14 protein-coding genes are annotated in these 19,098 nt (G+C 65.8%); 1 reads left to right on the forward strand and 13 read right to left on the reverse strand.

The annotated features are described in order from the left end of the window. Positions 1 to 180 precede the first annotated feature (180 nt). Entirely contained in the window at positions 181 to 1,461 is a 1,281-nt protein-coding gene (locus AB7535_RS27470; protein WP_085399521.1) for a multidrug effflux MFS transporter, read from the forward strand. Between the two features lie 227 nt (positions 1,462 to 1,688). Here the strand turns inward: AB7535_RS27470 and ligA are convergent, their stop codons facing one another. From ligA to ftsW, 13 genes are all read right to left on the reverse strand, one after another. Continuing rightward, the gene (ligA, locus tag AB7535_RS27475) at positions 1,689 to 3,842 is read right to left on the reverse strand and encodes an NAD-dependent DNA ligase LigA (protein ID WP_085399285.1); all 2,154 of its coding nucleotides are present in this window, start codon (positions 3,840 to 3,842) and stop codon (positions 1,689 to 1,691) included. A gap of 154 nt (positions 3,843 to 3,996) precedes the next feature. Continuing rightward, positions 3,997 to 5,667 (reverse strand): DNA repair protein RecN, encoded by a 1,671-nt coding sequence (gene recN, locus AB7535_RS27480; RefSeq protein ID WP_085399284.1) that lies wholly within the window; start codon positions 5,665 to 5,667, stop codon positions 3,997 to 3,999. A 23-nt stretch (positions 5,668 to 5,690) separates the two neighbouring features. After that, positions 5,691 to 6,578: an outer membrane protein assembly factor BamD gene (locus AB7535_RS27485; protein ID WP_085399283.1), complete on the reverse strand. Its 888-nt coding sequence runs from the start codon at positions 6,576 to 6,578 to the stop codon at positions 5,691 to 5,693. Positions 6,579 to 6,837: 259 nt separating this feature from the next. Next, positions 6,838 to 7,800 carry a UDP-3-O-acyl-N-acetylglucosamine deacetylase gene (gene lpxC / locus AB7535_RS27490; RefSeq protein ID WP_085399282.1) on the reverse strand — a complete coding sequence of 321 codons (963 nt, stop codon included), beginning with the start codon at positions 7,798 to 7,800 and terminating at the stop codon, positions 6,838 to 6,840. A gap of 364 nt (positions 7,801 to 8,164) precedes the next feature. Further along, positions 8,165 to 9,958: a cell division protein FtsZ gene (ftsZ, locus tag AB7535_RS27495; protein WP_085399281.1), complete on the reverse strand. Its 1,794-nt coding sequence runs from the start codon at positions 9,956 to 9,958 to the stop codon at positions 8,165 to 8,167. An 87-nt stretch (positions 9,959 to 10,045) separates the two neighbouring features. After that, positions 10,046 to 11,368, reverse strand: coding sequence for a cell division protein FtsA (gene ftsA, locus AB7535_RS27500; RefSeq protein ID WP_071910400.1), 1,323 nt, complete (start codon positions 11,366 to 11,368; stop codon positions 10,046 to 10,048). Beyond that, positions 11,365 to 12,393 carry a cell division protein FtsQ/DivIB gene (locus AB7535_RS27505; RefSeq protein WP_085399280.1) on the reverse strand — a complete coding sequence of 343 codons (1,029 nt, stop codon included), beginning with the start codon at positions 12,391 to 12,393 and terminating at the stop codon, positions 11,365 to 11,367. The genes ftsA and AB7535_RS27505 overlap by 4 nt, the downstream gene beginning before the upstream one ends. Before the next feature lie 350 nt (positions 12,394 to 12,743). After that, positions 12,744 to 13,730, reverse strand: coding sequence for a D-alanine--D-alanine ligase family protein (locus tag AB7535_RS27510; RefSeq protein WP_085399279.1), 987 nt, complete (start codon positions 13,728 to 13,730; stop codon positions 12,744 to 12,746). Positions 13,731 to 13,752: 22 nt separating this feature from the next. Next, positions 13,753 to 14,673, reverse strand: coding sequence for a UDP-N-acetylmuramate dehydrogenase (murB, locus tag AB7535_RS27515; RefSeq protein WP_085399278.1), 921 nt, complete (start codon positions 14,671 to 14,673; stop codon positions 13,753 to 13,755). After that, positions 14,670 to 14,924 carry a hypothetical protein gene (locus AB7535_RS27520; RefSeq protein WP_135214113.1) on the reverse strand — a complete coding sequence of 85 codons (255 nt, stop codon included), beginning with the start codon at positions 14,922 to 14,924 and terminating at the stop codon, positions 14,670 to 14,672. Before AB7535_RS27520 ends, murB begins: the two co-directional genes overlap by 4 nt. Continuing rightward, positions 14,921 to 16,324, reverse strand: a complete 1,404-nt coding sequence (gene murC / locus AB7535_RS27525) for a UDP-N-acetylmuramate--L-alanine ligase (protein WP_085399289.1) — start codon at positions 16,322 to 16,324, stop codon at positions 14,921 to 14,923. Before murC ends, AB7535_RS27520 begins: the two co-directional genes overlap by 4 nt. 120 nt (positions 16,325 to 16,444) lie before the next feature. Then, the gene (gene murG, locus AB7535_RS27530; protein ID WP_085399277.1) at positions 16,445 to 17,545 is read right to left on the reverse strand and encodes an undecaprenyldiphospho-muramoylpentapeptide beta-N-acetylglucosaminyltransferase; all 1,101 of its coding nucleotides are present in this window, start codon (positions 17,543 to 17,545) and stop codon (positions 16,445 to 16,447) included. 177 nt (positions 17,546 to 17,722) lie between these two features. Beyond that, a complete protein-coding gene (gene ftsW, locus AB7535_RS27535) occupies positions 17,723 to 18,874 on the reverse strand; it encodes a putative lipid II flippase FtsW (protein WP_063981538.1) in 1,152 nt (383 codons plus the stop codon). Between the last annotated feature and the right edge of the window lie 224 nt (positions 18,875 to 19,098).

The following is a 19,098-nucleotide window of genomic DNA, read 5'->3' on the forward strand; positions in this document are numbered from 1 at the left end:
TGGATCACCCGCCTTCGCGGGCGATGACACCGCCCTTAAGGCACGAGCAACGCGCCCAATCGGTCGCCATCGTGCCCTCATCGTAACCGTCCCGAAATCCGAATAGCCGCATTCCGAAACGCCGATATCCGTCTTGCGCGAGCACGCTACAGTCGATTCGACTTCGAAAGACGGACGACTATGCACGGCATGATCAGCAGGCCGCCGGACGCGGCGACGAAAAACATCGCGACCTCGCGCGTGGTGTTGCTGCTGCTGGTCGTCATGACCGGGATCGCGCCGATTTCGCTCTACATCCTGGTTCCGGCGCTGCCAGTGCTGGCGACGACGTTCGGCCGCGACATCTCGATCGCGCAGATGACGGTGTCGCTGTACATGGTCGGCATCGCGCTGTCGCAGCTCATCATGGGACCGCTGTCGGACAGGTTCGGCCGGCGTCCGGTGCTGCTTGGCGGCCTCGCGCTGATGGTCGCGGCGAGCGTCGCCTGCATCTTCGCCGAAACCCTGCCGCAACTGATCGCAGCGCGCTTCTTCCAGGCGCTCGGCGGCGCCTCCGGCATGGTGGTGAGCCGCGCCATCATCCGCGATATCTACGAGCGCGACCGCGTCGCCTCCATGATCAGCCTCGTGGTCGCAGCGCTCATGATCGGCCAGATGGTCTCACCGCTCACCGGCGGCCTGATCGAGACCGCATTCGGCTGGCGGGCAATCTTCTACGCCGTCACGATCGGTGCGATCGCGGTCGCAATCGGCATCGCGATCGCGCTGCCCGAAACCCGCCGCGATCGCGCGGTCGGCAGCGGCGGGTTTCGCAGCGACGTCGGCACCCTGATCAAGAGCCGCGCCTTCATCGGCTATGTGATGTGCCAGGTGCTGGCGTCCCAGATTATCTTCACCTTCGCCGGCGGCGGCCCCTACATCGTGGTGACGCAGATGGGCCGGACCAGCGCCGAATATGGCGCCTGGTTCGCGACAACAGGCTTTGCATATCTCGTCGGCAATCTGCTCTGCGTGCGCTTCGCGCCGCGACACTCGCTGGAAAGACTGATCTGGTTCGGGCTCGGCCTGCAACTCTGCGGCAGCCTGTTGAACCTGCTCTGGAGCTTCACCGGCTGGAACGAGGCTCCGAGCTGGCTATTCGGCACGCAGATGATCGTGATGGTCGGCAATGCCTTCGTGATGGCGAACTCCGCCGCCGGCGCCATCAGCATCCGCCCTGAAGCCGCCGGCACCGCATCAGGCGCGATGGGCTTCCTCCAGCAGGGCATCGGCGCGCTGATGTCGCAATTCGGCGCCTATCTCGGTGGCCATTCCGCAACGACGCGGCCGCTGACCTCGGCGGTGCTGGCGATCTCGCTGCTCTGCGCCTGCATGATGATCTTCGTCGTTCCTCGCCGCGAGGTAGTGGTGAGCGAGGAGTTGATCGAGCAGGCGGAGGAGGAAGAGACGGGGATGATGTGAGGGGAGCGATTGGCCTCGCGCCAATCTCGGTGTCATTCCCCGCGACCCGGCTACGCCAAGGCTTCGCCGGGGCTGAGGTCCAGGGCCGCCGAAGCTTTAGCGTAGGCGGCAAGCGGGGAATCCAGTACGCCGCGGCCCATCGGTTCTATCACAGCCGTCTCGGAGTACTGGATCGCCCGGTCAAGCCGGGCGACGACAGCGGAGTGAGTGGCGCGAGCGCGCCCCTCTCACTCCCCGATCAGCGTCAGCCACTCGTCCTCAGTCAACACCTTGACGCCGTGCTTGTTGGCTTCCGCGAGCTTGGAGCCCGCGCCCGGGCCGGCGACGACGAGGTCGGTCTTCTTCGACACCGAGCCCGACACCTTCGCCCCGAGACGCTCCGCGGTCGCCTTGGCCTCGTCGCGCGTCATCTTCTCCAGCGATCCCGTGAACACCACCGTCTTGCCGGCGACGGCGGAGTTGCTCTTCGGCTTCTCGGCGTCGATGATCTCGACTTCCTTGGTCAGCCGCTCGACGATGCCGCGATTGTGGCTCTCGCCGAAATAGTCGGCGATGCTCTTGATCACGGTGTCGCCAATCTGATCCAGCGCGTCCATCTCGGCCATCGCCTCCTCGTCGCCCTTGGCGACCTTGAGACAGGCGTCGTGGAAGGCGTCCCACGAGCCATAGCCGCGTGCGAGCGCCAGCGCCGTGGTCTCGCCGACATGACGCATCCCGAGCGCATAGACGAAGCGCTCCAGCGCGATTCTGCGCCGGCTTTCGATGGCGCCGAACAGGTTGCGCACCGACGTTGCGCCGTAGCCCTCGATCTCCTCGAGCTTCAGCTTCGCATTGCGCTTCTCCAGCGTGAAGATGTCGGCGGGCTCCTTCACCCATCCCTCGTCGAAGAAATACTGGAGCTGCTTCTCGCCAAGACCGTCGATGTCGAAGGCGCGCCGCGACACGAACAGCTTGAGGTGCTCGATCTTCTGATAGGGACAGGCGAATTCGCCCGTGCAGCGGGCGCGCGAGCCCTCTTCGCCGGCCGCCGTCTCCTCGCGCGTGACGTCGGTGTGCAGCGGGCACGGGCACTTCGTCGGGAAGTGGAATTCCTTTGCGCTCTTCGGCCGCTTGTCGAGGACGACGTCGACCACCTGCGGGATGACGTCGCCGGCACGCTGGATCACGACGGTGTCGCCGATCCTGATATCGCGCCCCTCGCGCAGCACCTCGCCCTTGTTGCCGATGCCCTTGATGTAGTCCTCGTTGTGCAGGGTGACGTTCTGCACGATCACGCCGCCGACGCCGACCGGTTCGAGCTTGCCGACCGGCGTGAACGAGCCGGTGCGGCCGACCTGGATCTCGATGTCGCGCAGCACCGTCACGGCGCGCTCGGCCGGGAATTTGTGCGCGATGCCCCAGCGCGGCGTGCGTGAGACGAAGCCGAGCCGTTCCTGCCAGTCGATGCGGTCGACCTTGTAGACGACGCCGTCGATGTCGTAATCGAGCTTTGCGCGCTGCTCCTCGATCGACTGATGGAACGCGAGCAACTCCTCGACGGAATGACAGAGCCTGGTCAACGGATTGGTCTTGAAGCCGCAGCGCTCGAACCAGCCGATCATGCCGCTCTGCGTACCCTCCGGCATCGCGCTCATCTCGCCCCAGGCATAGGCGAAGAAGCCCAGGGGGCGCGAGGCGGTGATGGTCGGGTCCTTCTGCCGGAGCGAGCCTGCGGCCGAATTGCGCGGATTGGCGAACGGCGCCTCGCCGGCCTCGACCTGCTTCTTGTTGAGTGTCAGGAAGGCCCTCTTGGTCATGTAGACCTCGCCGCGCACCTCGCAGATGTCAGGGACGTTGCGGCCTTTCAGCTTCTGCGGCACGTCTTCGAGGGTGCGGATGTTGGCGGTGACGTCCTCGCCTTCGGCGCCATCACCGCGGGTCGCCGCGGTGACGAGCTCGCCGCCCTCGTAGCGCAGCGACATCGAGAGGCCGTCGATCTTCGGCTCGGCCGAGAAATCGACCTTGTCGTCGTCGAGCTTCAGGAAGCGCACGATGCGGCCGACGAAGTCGCGGACGTCCTCTTCGGCAAACGCGTTGTCGAGCGACAGCATCGGAACGGAATGCCGGACTTTCCTGAAGCGACCCGACGGTGCCGCGCCGACTTTCTGGGACGGCGACTCCGCGCTGACGAAATCCGGAAAGCGCTTTTCGATCGCGTTGAAGCGCTGGCGCAACGCGTCGTACTCGGCGTCGGTCACGGTGGGCGCGTCGTCTTGATAATAGCGCCTGTCGTGCTCTTCGAGTTCGAGTGCGAGCCGCATGTGCTCGACCTTGGCCTGCGCCTTGGTGAGGTCGGCGACGTCGCGAAGCGGCCTTGCTTTGGATTTTGCTGCTCTTGCCATGGTGCTTGGATACGACGGAGCGGGCGGGAGGGTAAAGGCGGTTGGTCTCGTGCCCCGGACGCTGCGCAGCGCGGAGCCGTGCGCTGCAGAGCCGGGGCCTGTGTGGCGGCATTCCGTGTCCCGGCTCGCGCTACGCGCATCCGGGACACAAAGTCTAACTCGCCGCCTTGAGCAGCCGATCGGCGGCCGCCCTCGCCTCGGCCGTGATCTCGGCGCCGGCGAGCATGCGGGCGATCTCCTCGCGGCGGTGGTCGGCGGCCAGCGCATTGACGCGGGTGGCGACGCGCTTGCCCTTGTCGAGGGCGTCCTTGGAGATCAGCAGATGCTGGCCGGCACGGGCGGCGACCTGCGGGGCGTGGGTCACGGCCATCACCTGCACCTTGCCGGCAAGCCGCGCCAGCCGTCCACCGATGGCGTCTGCGACCGCACCGCCGACCCCGGTGTCGATTTCGTCGAACACCAGCGTCGGCGCCGAGCCGCGGTCGGACAGCACGACCTTGAGCGCCAGCAGGAAGCGCGAGAGCTCGCCGCCGGAAGCGACCTTCATCATCGGACCCGGCTTGGTGCCGGGATTGGTCTGCACCCAGAACTCGACGCGGTCGAAACCTTGCGGGCCCGGCGCGGCCTCATCGGTCTCGACCTGCGTCATGAACTTGGCGCGTTCGAGCTTGAGCGGCGCGAGCTCGGCGTTGACCGCCTTGTTGAGCTTGTCCGCCGACTTCTGCCGCGCCATCGACAGTTTCTTGGCGGCAGCGGCATAGCGCGCGTCGGCCTCGATTGCCGCCTGCTCCAGCTTCTTCAACCGCGAAGCACCGGCATCGATCAGGACGACATCGGCGGCGTATTTGGCGGCAAGCGCGGCGAGGCCATCGACCGGCGTCGAATATTTGCGCGAGGCGGCGCGTAGCGCGAACAGCCGCTCCTCGATGCGCTCGAGCTCACCCGGATCGAAGTCGGTCGCGGCGAGCGCGGCCAGGAGATGCTGGTCGGCTTCCTCCAGCGCGTTGATCGCGGTGTCGATCGCCTTCACGGCGGGCTCGACCAGCGCCGGCGAGTTGACACCGCGCCGCTCCAGCCGGCGCACCGCGGCCGACAGGGAGGCGACCGGCGAATGATTGCCGCCGACGGCTTCCTGCGCCTCCCGCAAATCGGAGGCGATCTTCTCGCCCTGCATCATGGTTGTGCGGCGACCGGCGAGCGAGGTCTCCTCGCCTTCCTTGGGCGCGAGCTGCTTCAGCTCGTCGGAGGCGTGGCGCAGATAGTCGGCCTCGCGCGCGGCGCGCTCCATGGCGGCGCGGTGCTCTTCCAGCGCGGCGCTGGCCGTGCGGCGCGCGTCCCAGAGCGCTTCGACCGCGGTGACGTCCTTTTCGAGCCCGGCAAAGGCGTCGAGCAGGCGGCGGTGGGTGGCGGCATCGACCAGCGCGCGCTCGTCATGCTGGCCATGGATCTCGACCAGGGCACCACCGACCGCCTTCAGCGTCTGCACGCTGATCGACTGGTCGTTGATGAAGGCACGGGTGCGGCCGTCGGCGAGTTGCACCCGGCGGAGAATCATCTCGCCGGTATCATCCAGGCCGTTCTCGGCCAGAATCCTCGTCGCGGGGTGATTTTTGGGGATATCGAAGACGGCGGTGACTTGCCCCTGCTCCGCGCCATGGCGCACGAGCCCGGCGTCGCCGCGGCCGCCAAGCGCCAGTGCAAAGGCATCGAGCAGGATGGATTTGCCCGCACCGGTCTCACCGGTCAAAACCGCAAGTCCGGTGGCGAATTCGATATCGAGCCGCTCGATCAGGACGATGTCACGGATCGACAGACGCGCCAGCATGGAATCAAATTTCCTAGCCGAGACTATAGGCCTATCTTCTTGAAGGCCCTGCTCATCCAGGAACCCTGATTCTCGCTCGGCTCGAGACCCCCGGATTTTACAAGATTATAGGCGTCCTTGTACCAGCGGCTGTCAGGAAAATTGTGGCCAAGCACCGCGGCTGCGGTCTGCGCCTCGGCGACGATGCCGATCGTCATATAGGCCTCGGTGAGCCGGAACAGAGCCTCCTCGACATGGCGGGTGGTCTGGTACTGCGTGACGACGGCCTTGTAGCGGTTGATCGCGGCCGTGTAGTCGCGCTTCTGCATGTAATAGCGGCCGACATTCATCTCCTTGCCGGCGAGCTGGTCGCGCGCACCCTCGATCTTGGCCTTGGCCGAGGTCGCATATTCCGAGTTCGGATATTTGCGGTTCACCTCTTCCAGCGCGGCGATCGCCTTCTCGGTGCGGGCCTGGTCGCGGCTGATGTCCGGGATCTGATCGTAATGGGAGGCGGCGATCAGGTATTGCGCATAGGCCGCGTCCGGGCTGCCGGGATGCAGCGTGACGTAGCGGGTCGCGGCGCCGATGCAGCCGTCATAGTCGCCGCCCTGGTAGGAGGCATAGGCCGACATCAACAGCGATTTGCGGGCCCAGTCGGAATAAGGATGCTGGCGGTCGACCTCTTCGAACTTCTTGTTCGCCCCCTTCATGTCCTTCTTCTCGTTCATGAGGTACAGGCCCTCATTATAGATCTTGTCGGCGGGCTCCTCGGTGAAGGTGTCGTCCTTGGCGGTGAACTTGTCCCAGAGCGCGCCGGTGCCGCAGCCGGCCAGCGGCAGCGCGAGCACCAAGAAGGTGGCGGCTTGAAGCAGCCCGCGGACTCCAGGCGAGACCGAGAGATATCCGCGCGTCATACGCTGTGCCGACATGAATTTAAGCCCTGACGCCCTGTGATGCGGTGTCCGCCAGCCCATGAACCCCGTCATGGGCGCGAAATGTAGCCGTGGCGCCTGCCATGCGACCACGCCGTGTAACCGAAAAACGATCTCGAACCAACCGGATAGGCAGGCATTTCGCCCGGATTAAGGCGAACGCGCCGCAATCCTAGCCGATCATCGTTACCAGGAGTTTCCCGGGAGCCGCCGCCAAACGCCGGCGGCAACAGAACGCCAGTGGCGACAGGTCTCTTCAGGACACGTCCGGCCCGTAGGCTGCGGCGATCCGCCCGCCGACGATGCCGCGACCGACTTCGCCCACGGGACGCGTGGCGCGGCGGACCGCCTCGCCCTCGACCACCCGCCAGGCGGTACGGTCGGCGAGCAGCGCGGTCAGGACAGCGTGGTTGAGCTTGTGACCGCCACGCACCGAGCGGTAGGCGCCAAGCAGCGGCAGGCCGGCCAGCGCGAGATCACCGATCACGTCCAGCACCTTGTGGCGGGCGCATTCATCGGCGTAGCGCAGGCCCTCGGTGTTGAGCAGCCGCTCGTCGTCGAACACGACGGTATTGTCGAAGGAGGCGCCGAGTGCGTAACCCGCGCTCCAGAGCCGGGCAACGTCGCACATCAGGCCGAAAGTCCGGGCGCGACCGACTTCGCGGCGGAAGCGCTCCGGGCTCAGGTCGAAGCCGTAGCTCTGCTGGCCGATGACGGGATTGGTGAAGTCGATCTCGATATCAACGCGGAACCCGTTGGCGTAGGGCCGGATCTCGCCGAAGGAGTCACCGACCTTGGCCGAGATCGGCTTCAAAACCTGAATGAAGCGGCGCTGTGCCGGCTGGCTGACGATGCCGGCCTGGTCGATCGCGGCAATGAAGGCCGCGGCGCTGCCGTCCATGATCGGCACTTCCGGTCCGTCGATCTCGATGGTGGCGTTGTCGACGCCCATGCCCCGCAGCGCCGCAAGCACGTGCTCGGCGGTCGAAACCAACGGGCCGTCACGATCGCCGAGGACGGTGGCGAAGTCGGTCGCGATCACCTGGTCGGCGGTCGCCTGAATCTCACGGTCACTTCCCTCGAGGCCGGTGCGGACAAAAACAAACCCCGCATCGACGGGCGCAGGCCCAAGCGTGAGAGTGACGGGAAGCCCGGAATGAACGCCAACGCCGGCCACTGTGGCTTGCGCACGAAGCGTTGTTTGCCGGCTAAATTTCATCAGGAATCCGCCCCACTACGACCCACTGCGACTTATACTAGGCCCGCTTGGCCGGCCAGTGCCGACGGTTGCGAATCTCCGTATCCCCAAGTCACGGCAAACCATAGTCACAGCCTCAAACAGCGCCAACTCACGCTTTTTTACCGATTGTTACCCCAAACCTGCCGTATTCGCGCCAAGGCTTAACCAAATTGCGCCGGAGTTTGGGACCGTTATCGGCAGTTTTACTGAACCACCAAATGCGTAATTAATGATTTAAAATCAGTTGTTTGATGCCGCAATCCGGGCATGCACGGGACCAAAGGAAAGGTCCCGGCAAGCTTCCCGCCGGGACCTTTTTTCGTCAGCCCTATTGTAACAATCCTCAGGTCGCCTGACGCCTCAGGAAGGCCGGGATATCAAGATGGTCGTCACCCTGTGGCGCCGGCGCAACAGGCGCCGGGCGGCCATGCATGTCCAGGCCCTGAGGCGCAGGACGGCGGGCATACTCCGATACCGGCTCGCTCGCCGCGATCTGCTGCGCCACGCTCTTCTGGGGCCGGCGATCGGGCAGCGGCGGCATCGCGGGACCGGCGGTGCGGGCTGCGACCGGCGCCTCACTCTCCTCGTCGCGGCGGCCGAGGCCGACATTGGCGAGGCGCTGGAGCAACGACAGGCGGGTCTTCTGCGGGGTCTCTTCTTCAACCTCGCCGCGGGCCTGGCGAAGCTCGGCCTGGGCCGGCATCGGCAGTTCGTCGATACGCGGCATCCGCGGTGCACGGACCGGCCCACGCTCGGCCTGCGGCGGGATGAAGGTTTCCGGCGTCATCGGCTCCTGCATCGCGACCGGGGCCATGTCAGGCTCCGGAAACAGCGTCGGCTTCTGCGCGATCGGGCGTACCGTGACGTCGCCATAGGTCTGCATCGGCGCGGGCGCCTGCGGGACCTCGGCAACGGCAGCCGCGATGGCGGCCAGCGCGGCGCGCTCGACATTCGGACGCGGCGCGGTCGGGGCGGCGGCCGGGATCTGGGCTTCCAGCTTCTGGGCGCGCTCGGCCATGCGCTGATTGTCGGCGCGCAGACGCGCGGTCAGGTCGGCGAGACGGCTCTCGGCAGCGGCCGGAGCAGCGGGAGCCTGCTGCACCTGCTGGATCTGCTGCGGCGCCGCGTTCGCGACCGGGGCGCTGGTGGCCTGGGTGTTGCGGGCGATCGTTGCCTGCTCGATGCCGGTGGCGACGACCGAGACGCGGATCAGGCCGTCGAGCGCTTCGTCGAAGGTCGCGCCGACGATGATGTTGGCGTCCTGATCGACTTCCTCGCGGATGCGGGTCGCGGCTTCGTCAACCTCGAACAAGGTGAGGTCCTTGCCGCCGGTGATCGAGATGAGGAGGCCCTTGGCACCCTTCATCGAGCTATCGTCGATCAGCGGGTTGGCGATCGCGGCTTCAGCGGCGGTCAGCGCGCGCTTGTCACCCGAAGCTTCGCCGGTACCCATCATCGCCTTGCCCATCTCGCGCATGACGGCGCGAACGTCGGCGAAGTCGAGGTTGATCAGACCTTCCTTGACCATCAGGTCGGTGATGCAGGCAACGCCGGAGTAAAGCACCTGGTCGGCCATCGCGAAGGCGTCGGCGAAAGTGGTCTTCTCGTTGGCGACCCGGAACAGGTTCTGGTTCGGGATGATCAGGAGCGTGTCGACGACCTTGTGCAGCTCGTTGATGCCGGCCTCGGCGGTGCGCATGCGGCGGCCGCCCTCGAAGTGGAACGGCTTGGTCACGACGCCGACGGTGAGGATGCCCATGTCGCGCGCGGTCTTGGCGATGACGGGAGCAGCACCGGTGCCGGTGCCGCCGCCCATGCCGGCGGTGACGAACACCATGTTGGCGCCCGAGAGATGGTCGCGCAGTTCATCGATCACCTCTTCCGCCGCCGCCGCGCCGACGTTCGGCTGCGAACCCGCGCCGAGGCCTTGCGTGACCGCCGTGCCCATCTGCACGATGCGCTGCGCCTTCGACATCGTCAGCGCCTGCGCGTCGGTGTTGGCGACCACGAAGTCGACGCCCTGGAGGCCCGCCGTGATCATGTTGTTGACGGCGTTGCCACCGGCGCCACCGACGCCGAACACGGTGATCCGGGGCTTCAATTCGTGAATATCAGGAACATTGATGCTGATGGTCATGTTTGCCTCTCGATCACGCGCGCGTGGGTTCGCCCCGGCCGGCGGCCGCGGGAGTTGGTGAAATGCGAAGGTTGCGGAACCGGTTCATCAGAAGCCCTCGCGTAGCCATCGTCCGACCTTTCCAAAATAACCGCCCGTCCCTGTCTTGACCTGCTGCCGCGTATGCCGCGGTTCGACATGCTCGTGATGAACATATTGCGGGTAGACGAGGAGCCCGGCCGGCACCGCGAACGCGGCGTTCTTCGCCTCGTTGGGCAGCCGGCCGAAACCGAGCGGACGTCCGACCCGCACGGGCCGGCCGAGAATCTGTGTGCCGAGTTCGACGAGGCCGGTCAGCTGCGAGGCGCCGCCGGAGAGCACGACGCGGCCGTTGGGCTCTGAGGCGAAGGGCGAATCCTTCAGCTTGTCCCGAACCATTTCGAAGACTTCCTCGGCACGGTGCTTGACGATGTTGGCGATGGTGGCGCGGGAGACGATCTGCGGCAGATCCTGCTCGTCACCGGCTGTCGGTACAGACATCAGCTCACGCGAGTCCGATCCGCCGGTGATGACGGTCCCATATAACGTCTTGATTCGCTCGGCATCGGCAATGGTCGCGGAGAGTCCGCGCGCGAGATCCATCGTGATGTGTTGCCCGCCGACCGCAAAGCCCGCCGCATGCACGAAGCGGCCGCCGGAATAGACCGCGATGGTGGTGGTGCCCGCGCCCATCTCGACGACGGCGGCGCCGAGGTCGGCTTCGTCGTCGGTCAGCACCGACAGGCCGGCCACATAGGGGCTCGCCGCCATGGCTTCGACATTGATGTGGCAACGCTCCACCGCCAGCATCAGGTTACGGGCAACGGTGGCCTCGCAGGTGACGACGTTCATGTCGACGCCGAACTGATGCGCGACCATGCCACGCGGATCGCGGATGCCCTTGACGCCGTCGAGCGTATAGCCGACCGGCAGCGCGTGCAGCACGGTGCGGCCCTCGCCGGTGGCGTGGCGCATGCCGGTCGAGGTGACGCGGCTGACATCGGCGGGCGTCACCGCGCCGCCGCGGATGTCGGCCGCAGCTTCGACCAGCTGGCCGGAGAGCCGGCCGCCGGAGACCGACAGCAGCACGGACTCGACCCGCACCTTGGCCATCTTCTCCGCCAGCCCGACGGCCTGGCGTACCGCCTGCTCGCATTCGGCAAGATCGATCACCGCGCCGGCCTTCATGCCGCGCGACTGGATCTGGCTGTAACCGATCAGCTCCACCGCGTGGGTACGGTCGCGCAGGGCTTCGCTCGGCGCCGACGGCCTCAGCCGCGCAATCATGCAGGCGATCTTGCTGGTGCCGATATCGAGGCAGGCGACGATGCCGCCGCGCTTGTGCGGCATCGGGCGCGTCTTCGGGGTCTGGGTGCGATCAAGACCGGTCATGCGGCGTCCCCGGCCTTCTTTTTCTTCTTGTCCTTGAACAGGTCCTCGCGCGCCTTGGCGGCGTCGTCGGACAGCTGCACCACCAGGCGATCGGGCAGGCGCATGTCGACGGCGACGATGTCTCGGGAGAACAGCTTGTCCTCCTTGTCGAGCCTGGACAGCGTCGCGAGGGCGTTGCCGACGTCCTGCTCGGGCAGACGGATGTCGAGGCCATCCTTGAGCCTCAGGTTCCAGCGCCGCTCGCCGACATAGATCGCGGCCTTGGTCACCGAATTGATCTGCGGATAGCGCGCCAGCAGCGCCAGGAAATCGCGCGCCTGGGTGTCGGCGCCCTTGCCGACCACGAGCGGCAGCGACAGGAACCGGCGCGAGACGTAAGGCTCGAGCACCGCGCCGTCATCGGCGATGACGGAGAGCCGGCCGGCCTCTTGCCACAGCGCGAACGCCTGGCGCTCGGTGATGTCGATCATGAGCCGGCCCGGATAGAGCTTCAGCACGGTCGCATCCGCGATCCAGGGATTGGCCTTGAGCTTGTCGCGCACGACGTCGGCGTCGAGGAACAGCAGCGAGGAGCGGCCGCTGACCCCGCCGACCGCGAGGATCTCGTCCTGGCTGAGCTGCTTGCGGCCGTTGATCACGACAGAGGTAATGCGGAAGCCCGCGGAATTGGCCAGCGCGTTGCGGGTGTCGCTGACTGCCGCGATGAAATCCTGGAGGTGGCCGCCCCTGACGATGCCGAAGCCGCAGCTTCCGACCAGCAGCAGAACGGTCATGGTGATCCCGATCCGGCGCGGCGCATAGCGCTCGACCAGCGCGACCACGCGCGGCGGCGGCTCGCGCTCGACGACGGGCTTGGCTTTGGTCTTGGACCTGATCTTGTTCTGGGCGGCAGCGCGCTTCTCGTCGCGCTTGTCCTGCACCCACTCGCGCAGAAGCATGACCGCTCCGATAGCGGCCGCCTTCAGGTCAGCTTGGGGCCTCAGCGATCTCAGAAACGACCGAGTGAGGCTTCCTGCACCATCCATTGCACGAGCTCGTCAACAGTTAGCCCGCGACATCGCGCGGGTCCTGGCGAACATGACGTCTCGGACTTGCCGGGCCGGGTGCTGGTCTTCAGAAGAAGAAAACCTCTCCCCTTCAAAGCGTTCGCCGGAGGTGACATCACCCGCAACAGCCCACGCGCCGGCAGCCAAAGCGTCATATGCGCCGCCAGCGTTAACCTTCGGACGTCCTGGTAAACAAAAGGTAAACTTCGTTAACGCGGGATGCGTTTTGCCCAGGCGTGTGAGGCATTTATGCCGCGATGTCCGGCATTTTACCGGTTTTGGCTTCCAAAATCGGCCATTTCGCCGGTTCGGCCGTTAACCAGTCCTAATTATTTTCTTACGCCCCGCCCGGCGAGCTCGACCAGGCCGCGCAGGAAGTCGACGAACGCGATGCCTTCGGCTTTCAGCGCCTTTGGGTAGAGCGAGGACTTGGTCAACCCGGGCAGCGTGTTGGTCTCGAGATAGATCAGGCCCCTGTCGGAGACGATGAAGTCCGAGCGGGAATAGCCGGTGCAGGACATCGCGCGATGCGCCAGCATCGCCTGCTCCTTCAGCGCAGCGGTGATCTCGGGCGAAAAACGCCCGGGGCAGATCTCCTGGGTCGACTTCAGGAGATATTTTGCGGCGTAGTCGAAATTGCCCTCGCCCGGAATGATTTCGATCGGCGGCAGCGAGATGATCGAGCCGTCGGGGCGCTCCAGCACGCCGCAGGTCGCCTCGACGCCTGCGATGTAGGGCTCGATCACATAGTCTTCGTGCTTCGCGGCATTGCGGACCGCGACGAGATCCTGCTTCGCATTGACGAAGATCAGGCCGTAGCTCGAGCCGTCGCGCGCGGGCTTGGCGATCAGCCGGCCGTATTCGGCGAAGGCCTCGTCGATGTTCTCAAGCGCAACGTTTTCCGGCGGCGTCACGCCGCCGAGCGCGGCAAAATGCTTGGCCGCGATCTTGTCGAAGGCGAGATGCGAGGAGGCCGAGCCCGAGCCGGTGAAGGGCACGCCGCGCGCCTCGCACATCACCTGCAATTCGCCGTTCTCCGCGCGCCCGCCATGCAGGCCGAGCACCAGCACGCGGCCTTCCGTCTTGGCCTGGTCGAGCGCCTGCCCCAGCGGAATGCCCGATGTGCCGGGCTTGAACTCGTCCTCGAATGGACGGGCGTGTTCGAGCAGTTGCTTCGACTGCACGACATGCACCTTGTCCTCGACGTCCCACCACCAGAGATCGGCCTCGGGCAGCGCCTGATGTAACGCCTGGGCTGAGGCGACCGAAACCAGACGCTCCCGGTTGGAGCCGCCGAAGAGGATGGTGATGCGCATGTTCTCTCGTCGCCTGTCCAGGTTAGCCGGGAATTCCAATCCGCTTGATTTCCCAATGTAGCCCAATTCCGGAGTTTGCCTTCACCCGTTCGCGCACGGTCTCGCCCAGCGTCTCGATGTCGTGCGCGGTGGCATCGCCCGTGTTGATCAGGAAATTGCAGTGCATCTCCGAGACCTGCGCGCCGCCGACGCGCAGGCCGCGGCAGCCGGCGGCGTCGACCAGCTCCCAGGCGGAATGGCCGGGCGGGTTCTTGAAGGTCGAGCCGCCGGTCTTTTCGCGGATCGGCTGCGCGGTCTCGCGGTGGTTCTGCACCTCCGCCATGCGCGCGCGGATCGCATCAGTATCCCTGATCTCGCCGCGAAAGCGCGCGGAGGTGAAGATGATGGAGGGGTCGACGCCGCTGTTGCGGTAGACGAACTTCATGTCGGCGTTCGAGAACACGTGCTTGCTGCCGTCCCTTGCAACGCCGGTCGCCTCGATCAACACGTCCTTGGTCTCGCCGCCATTGGCGCCCGCATTCATGCGCAACGCACCGCCGATGGTGCCGGGAATACCGAAATAGAATTCGAGCCCGCCGATATTGGCGGAGGCCGCCACTTCCGCCACGCGCTTGTCGAGCGCGGCAGTTCCAGCGGTGACGACATCGCCGCTCGCGCTCGCCTCGCCAAAGGCGCGCGGCGCCAGCCGAATCACCACGCCCGCAATGCCACCGTCGCGCACGATCAGGTTGGAGCCGACGCCGACGACATAGACGGGAATGTCGGACGCAAGATGCGCGAGGAAGTAAGCGAGATCGTCCTCATCCGCCGGCGTGAACAGCACCTGCGCGGGACCACCGACGCGAAACCAGGTGAGCTCGGCGAGCGACTGGTTGGCGAGCAGTCGTCCGCGAAGTTGCGGCATTGCGGCTTTGAGCTCGGGTGTGATGTCGGGAAAGCTCATTGGACGTACGGAAGGTTTGGAAACCAGACACCACGATGAAGCATCGTGCCCATGTTTGGAACAACATGGTCTTGATCAAGTTCATCAATGCTTCGCACGTCCGTCCAGCTCTCGATCATCGGCTCTTCTATCGGTCGTCCCTTCAGAACCTGCCTTGCTTCGGCTAGAAGATACATCGCATCTTGCCAATCCCGAGCGGTGATACCGAAGCCACCGGGAACATCTCTTAGCTGCAGCCAGAGTACTCTCATCCGAGCGCCTTCAACTGGTCCGGCAGCGCATACGCCCATTGCGTGATGTTGCCGGCACCAAGACACACGACGAGATCGCCCGACTTCGCCAGGCCCTTGACGATACCTGCAAGCTCCGGCGCTGCCGGCAGCGGGATCACCTCGCGGTGGCCATGGGCGCGCAGGCCGGCTACGAAATGATCGCGGTCGATGCCGTCGATCGGCGCCTCGCCGGCGGCATAGACATCGGCGACAACAACCGCATCCGCATCGTTGAAGCAGGTGCAGAATTCCTCGAAAAGCGATTGCAGGCGGGTGTAGCGATGCGGCTGCACCACGGCGACGATCTTGCCGTTGGTGGATTCCCGCGCCGCCTTCAGCACTGCCGCGATCTCGACGGGGTGATGACCGTAATCGTCGATCACCGTGACGCCGTTCCACTCGCCGGTCTTGGTGAAGCGGCGCTTGACGCCGCCGAAGCCTGCGATCGCCTTGCGAATCGCCTCGTCCGACACGCCGAGTTCGCGCGCGACCGCAATCGCGGCCGTCGCGTTCGAGGCGTTGTGGCGTCCCGGCATCGGCAACATGAGATCGGCGATCTCGTGCACGGCGCCGGTCTTGCGATCACGAAACGCGACCTTGAACTTGGAGCCACCGCCCATCGGGGTGAGATCGACGAGCCGCACATCGGCCTGCGGATTCTCGCCATAGGTGATGATGCGGCGATCCTCGATCTTGCCGACGAGGCTCTGCACGACGGGATGGTCGATGCACATCACCGCGAAGCCGTAGAACGGCAGGTTCTCGACGAAATGCCGGAACGCGTCCTGCACCGCCTCGAAGGTCTTGAAGTGATCGAGATGCTCAGGGTCGACATTGGTGACGATCGCGACATCGGTCGGCAGCTTCAGGAACGTGCCATCGCTCTCGTCCGCTTCGACCACCATCCAGTCGCCGGCACCGAGGCGCGCATTCGAGCCATAGGCATTGATGATGCCGCCATTGATCACGGTGGGATCGAGGCCGCCGGCATCGAGCAGCGTTGCGACCATCGTGGTCGTGGTGGTCTTGCCATGGGTGCCGGCGATGGCGACGCAGCTCTTCAGCCGCATCAGCTCGGCCAGCATCTCGGCGCGGCGCACCACGGGAATGCGGCGTTCGCGCGCCGCCATCAGTTCCGGATTGTCGCGCTTGATCGCGGTGGAGACGACGACGACCGCAGCGCCGTCGACATTCTCGGCCTTGTGGCCGACCGAGACCTTTGCACCTGCCTTGCGCAGACGGTCGAGATTGTAATTGTCGGAGGCGTCCGAGCCCTGCACGACATAGCCGAGATTGACCAGCACCTCGGCGATGCCGCTCATGCCGATCCCGCCGATCCCGACGAAGTGGATGGGTCCGATCTCGCGCGGCAGTCTCATGCTCTGTTCCCTGACCTTGCCGCCGGAAAGGCGGCATCTGGCGAAGGTCACGGCCAAATCAGCCGCGCCGTTGTTACTGGATGCCCCGCTTTGGAAGGCCAAGACAAGGGCTTTTTCGCGTCAGATTCCCGCGACTTTGACCACCAGATCGGCCAACCGTTCGGCCGCATCGAGCCGCCCCGCCCCCTTCGCGGCTGCGGCCATGGAGGCAAGACGCGCGGGCTCGGCGGCGAAGGCGGAGATCTCGGCGGCGAGCCGGTCGGAGGTGAACTCGGTCTGCGGGATACGGATCGCGCCGTCGACCTTGGCCAGCACGCCGGCATTGGCGAACTGGTCCTGGTCGATCGAGCCGGGCAGCGGCACCAGGATCGAGGGCCGTCCGATCGCGGCGAGTTCGGCGACCGTGCCGGCGCCGGAGCGCGACACCACCAGATGGTTGGAGGCGAGCCGCGCCGGCAGATCGGTGAAGAACGGCGCGAGCCCGGCATTGATCTTGAGCTTGTCGTAGACCGCGCGCACGCGCGCCATGTCCTCGTCGCGCACCTGCTGGGTGAGGACGAGCCGGCTCCACAGCGCAGGCTCAAGGCGCTCGATCGCACCCGGGACGATGTCGGCCATGATGCGCGCGCCCTGGCTGCCGCCGACGACGAGCAGGCGCAGCGGTCCGTTCGCTTCAGGCGCGACATAGGGCACGGCGGCTGCGGCGAGGATCGCCGGACGCATCGGCGTGCCCACGGTTGTGGTCTTGCCTGCCAGCGCCGGATCGCGGTCGAGCACGCCGGGCAAGGACGTCGCGATGGCGCGGACGCGGCTCGACAGGAACCGGTTGGCGCGGCCGAGCACCGCATTGGCGTCGTGGATGATGCTAGGCACGCCCGCAAATTTCGCGGCGACCAGCGGCGGCAGCGTCGGATAGCCGCCGAAGCCGACGACGGCGACGGGCTTCAATCGCCTGATCAGGCCGTAGGCGGACAGCGTGCCTGCGGCGAGCGTGAGGCCGGCATAGGCGAGCTGCAATGGATTGCGGCCACGCGCGGTCTCGCTCGAGACGACGTCGATCATGTCCTTGCTGAACAGCCCGCTATAGCGCAGGGCCCGCTCGTCTGTGACGAGGCGGACGCGAAAGCCGCGCCGGATCAGCTCGACACCGAGCGCCTCGGCCGGAAACAAATGGCCGCCAGTGCCGCCCGCGGCGAGAAGAATCAGGGGGGAAGTGTCCATGGTAGCGGTATTTACAGGGAAAAAGCGCCTATTGCGAGCCGTGCTCGTGCCCCGGGCGCAGCGCAGCGCGCCGCACTTCGCGGCGTGGTGCGCTGCTGAACCGGGGCCCATGGGTGCGGCATTCTGGGTCCCGGCTCTGCGCTCCGCTTCGCTACGCTTGTCCGGGACACGAGAGGGTCACGCGTAACTGCGCATCGCCTCGGCGTGGCCGCTCGCCTCAACTTCAGTCCGCGGGCGCAGCCGCGTCAGCGCCAGCATCATGCCGACACCATAGGCCAGCGACACGATCGAGGAGCCACCATAGGAGATGAAGGGCAGCGTCATGCCCTTGGCGGGGATGAGCTGGAGGTTGACCGACATGTTGATCGCGGCCTGCACGCCGAACAGGATCGCAAGGCCGGACGCCGCAAAGCGCGAGAACATGTCCTCATTGGCGTAGGCGCGCGACAGCGTGCGGATCACGACGAAAGCGAACAGCGCCAGCATCGCGAGGCACAGGATGATGCCGAATTCCTCGGCGGCAACCGCGAACACGAAGTCGGTATGACTGTCCGGCAGGCTGCGCTTGGCGATGCCCTCGCCCGGCCCGAGCCCGAACCATCCGCCGTTGTAGAAAGCTTCCATGGCGGTATCGACCTGGAAGGTGTCGCCGGAAGCCGGATTCATGAAACGCTTGATGCGGCCGGCGACGTGCGGGACGAACAGATAAGCGCTGAACAGACCGGCAGCGGCGGCGCCCGCCAGGCCGAACACCCAGATCATGCGCATGCCCGCGATGAAGAACAGCGAGCCCCACACCATCAGGATCAGCATGGTCTGACCGAAATCGGGCTCCATCACCAGCAGCGAGACCAGCATCAAGAGCAGCACCAGCGCCATCGAGGTCGCCGGCATCTCCGGCCGCCTGGTCGATTCCGCGAACAGCCAGGCGGCGATGACGACGAACGACGGCTTTGCAACTTCGGAGGCCTGGATGTTGACGCCGAGCAGCGTGATCCAGCGCCGCGATCCCTTCACTTCGGGGCCGATCGCGAGCGTCAGCACGATCAGGATGATGCTGGCCGCGAAGATGATCAGGGCCGAGCGGCGGATCGCGCGCGGCGTCAGGAAGGACACCCCGAGCAGCACCAGGCAGGACGGCGCCAGGAACATCACGTGCCGGCTGAAGAAGTGGAACGGATCGAGCCCGATGCGGGTCGCGACCGGCGGGCTCGCCGCCAGCGACAGGATCACGCCGGTGAGCATCAGCGCCAGGATGGCGCCCATCAGCGGCTTGTCGACGGTCCACCACCACTCGGAAAAGGGGGTGCGTTCTTCACGGGAGAGCATGGGCGGCCGCTTTCGGACAGAGGTCGGTCCATTGGTCGCCGAGGTTGGTTACCGGGGGGTTAAGGAAACGCGGATGTTTGGAGATAGGAGCGAGCGCCGACCTCACATGCTCGTCATGCCCCGGCTTGACCGGGGCATCCAGTACGCCGTGGCCTCCCGGCTCAAGCACCGCCTCTGGGATACTGGGTCGCCCGGTCAAGCCGGGCGACGACAGCGGAGCAAGG

The organism is Bradyrhizobium sp. 956_D2_N1_4, from assembly GCF_052076025.1.
Classification (GTDB): Bacteria; Pseudomonadota; Alphaproteobacteria; order Rhizobiales; family Xanthobacteraceae; genus Bradyrhizobium; species Bradyrhizobium barranii.